This is a genomic window from Seohaeicola nanhaiensis, from assembly GCF_042654245.1.
Classification (GTDB): domain Bacteria; phylum Pseudomonadota; class Alphaproteobacteria; order Rhodobacterales; family Rhodobacteraceae; genus Seohaeicola_A; species Seohaeicola_A nanhaiensis.
Genome location: NZ_JBHSGI010000040.1, coordinates 1 through 1,745, shown reverse-complemented (window position 1 = coordinate 1,745; position 1,745 = coordinate 1). Strand labels below are relative to the sequence as shown.

Below are 1,745 nucleotides of genomic sequence, written 5' to 3'. Positions count from 1 at the left end.
GCCGTCTCGCGCGCGCCTTTGCGCGATGGTCGAAGATCCCGGACACCGAGTGGAAGCGCGCTCAGGCCGTGCAGACGGCCCACGCTGACCCGGAAGGCTTCTCCCGGCCCGATCTTGATCCAGTGGCCCCGCCGGCCCGCGAGGTGCCTGCGCAGGGCGGCAAGGGCGGGCTGTGGGCGGCGATTGCCACCCTGGTCGCCGCAGGTGTTACCGCCGTCGCGAGTTGGCCGTGCAGCGTGCCGTTCATCGCCTCGCTGATCTCGAGCTGCACCAACTGAATTCGGCGCAAAGCCGCATCGCCCGCCCGAGCGTCAATGGGCAACACGAAAGGCACTCAAATGTCCAATATCAGAGGGCGGTTTACGCTCCAGCAAATCGACCAGCACGCCTCGCACGATCCGCAGGCCTGTCATTGCAACGTCCGTTTCACCGCAGTGACTGCCGGAAAACAGGACTGCGAAAGCTGGTCGAAATGGACCCCGTCCGGTGAGCTCACCATGACCATCACGAACCCCGCTGCCATGGAACACTTGGCGGTTGGAAAAGACTACTTCCTCGACCTTTCGCCGGTCGAAACCTGACACCACCGGGGCGGCTTCGGTCGCCCCAAGCCTTGGAGGCTGACATGGCACGACTCGTTGATCAACCTTCGTCCCTACCGACGAACAAACTGACCGTGGCGGCACTCGTCGGCCCGGCAGTAACCGAGGCGTATGGCGCGGTCATGCAGACCATCTATGTGCCGTTGGCCGGCGAGGCCATGTCGGTCTTCGTCGGCACTTTCGCCGCTTTTGCGGTGGGCTACTTCATCCGCGACCGGGCGAACGTCCGATGATCGCCTGGGCGGCACTGGCCCTTGGCTGCTTCGCAGTGGGCTATGCGCTTTGGGGCTGGCCTCTGGCGCTTGTCCTCGCCGTTCTGGCGGGCTGTGCCGCCTTGTCCGATCTGACCGGAGGAAAGTGATGCTCGGCCGCCTGATCTCCTTCCTGACCGGCGGGTTTCTGGGGCGCATCCTCGACACCGTGGACCATGCGATCGAGGCGGAAACCGACCGGGAGAAGATCAAGGGCGACATCATCCGCGAGCACTACCGGAACCGCGCCGACTGGATGCGCGCCGGCGGGTTCTGGCTCTGCCTTCTCTTCGCTCTGCCGCTCGCCTTCTGGTTCGGCGCAGTCGTCGTCTACAGCGTGTTCTGGTGCGCCGGATGCGCCTTCCCCCAGCCGTGGACCATCGCCGCGCTGCCGCCGCCTCTGGATGATTGGGCGGGGGCAATCATCGTCTCGATCTTTGGCGTCATCGGTGTGACGCGATTCAGCAAGGGAGCCTGACATGGCCAAATATACCGATACGCAGACCTTTCCTGAGAGTGGGGTCTACATGGAGACCGCGCCGCCGGCGCTTGTCGTGATCGACGCCGGCGGCGGAACCGTGGCGATCGACGTCGATCTGGGCGACGGCACGTTCGTCGCGATTCCGGATAGCCCGTTTTCGGCGGACACCGCCTTTCATCTCGAGGTCGCCTCGGGTCGCTTCCGGTTCACGCCATCCGGTGGCGCCACCTATGGCTTTGAGAAGCGGCAGGCATGAGCCACATGCGCCCGCTTGTCCGGCCGCTGGTGCGGCCCCTGGTTAGGCCCCTGACCGGCCGTGGCGGTCCGGCGCTGACCTATTCCGTCTCGATTGCCGGGCTGACCGACAATCCGACCTATGGCGCCACCGCCCAGATCGGCACCGCGCTGACG

General features: G+C 65.3%; 6 protein-coding genes. All 6 read left to right on the top strand.

The window, feature by feature from the left end; translation table 11 throughout:
• On the top strand, positions 1 to 278 hold a 278-nt coding region (locus ACFO5X_RS26165), incomplete at its 5' end, for a hypothetical protein (RefSeq protein ID WP_380723286.1).
• Between the two features lie 36 nt (positions 279 to 314).
• On the top strand, positions 315 to 581 hold the full coding sequence (locus ACFO5X_RS26160) for a hypothetical protein (protein WP_380723284.1): 267 nt from the start codon (positions 315 to 317) through the stop codon (positions 579 to 581).
• A 44-nt stretch (positions 582 to 625) separates the two neighbouring features.
• Positions 626 to 835 carry a hypothetical protein gene (locus tag ACFO5X_RS26155; protein WP_380723281.1) on the top strand — a complete coding sequence of 70 codons (210 nt, stop codon included), beginning with the start codon at positions 626 to 628 and terminating at the stop codon, positions 833 to 835.
• Entirely contained in the window at positions 832 to 963 is a 132-nt protein-coding gene (locus ACFO5X_RS26150; protein WP_380723278.1) for a hypothetical protein, read from the top strand. Before ACFO5X_RS26155 ends, ACFO5X_RS26150 begins: the two co-directional genes overlap by 4 nt.
• A complete protein-coding gene (locus ACFO5X_RS26145; protein ID WP_380723276.1) occupies positions 963 to 1,331 on the top strand; it encodes a hypothetical protein in 369 nt (122 codons plus the stop codon). Before ACFO5X_RS26150 ends, ACFO5X_RS26145 begins: the two co-directional genes overlap by 1 nt.
• A gap of 1 nt (position 1,332) precedes the next feature.
• Positions 1,333 to 1,590: a hypothetical protein gene (locus tag ACFO5X_RS26140; protein WP_380723274.1), complete on the top strand. Its 258-nt coding sequence runs from the start codon at positions 1,333 to 1,335 to the stop codon at positions 1,588 to 1,590.
• Positions 1,591 to 1,745 lie beyond the last annotated feature (155 nt).

What these genes read in the sequence shown, in the direction of transcription:
- ACFO5X_RS26160 (WP_380723284.1), top strand. Translation starts at nt 315, where the DNA reads ATGGGCAACACGAAAGGCACTCAAATGTCCAATATCAGAGGGCGGTTT.
- ACFO5X_RS26150 (WP_380723278.1), top strand. Translation starts at nt 832, where the DNA reads ATGATCGCCTGGGCGGCACTGGCCCTTGGCTGCTTCGCAGTGGGCTAT.
- ACFO5X_RS26145 (WP_380723276.1), top strand. Translation starts at nt 963, where the DNA reads ATGCTCGGCCGCCTGATCTCCTTCCTGACCGGCGGGTTTCTGGGGCGC.
- ACFO5X_RS26140 (WP_380723274.1), top strand. Translation starts at nt 1,333, where the DNA reads ATGGCCAAATATACCGATACGCAGACCTTTCCTGAGAGTGGGGTCTAC.
- ACFO5X_RS26155 (WP_380723281.1), top strand. Translation starts at nt 626, where the DNA reads ATGGCACGACTCGTTGATCAACCTTCGTCCCTACCGACGAACAAACTG.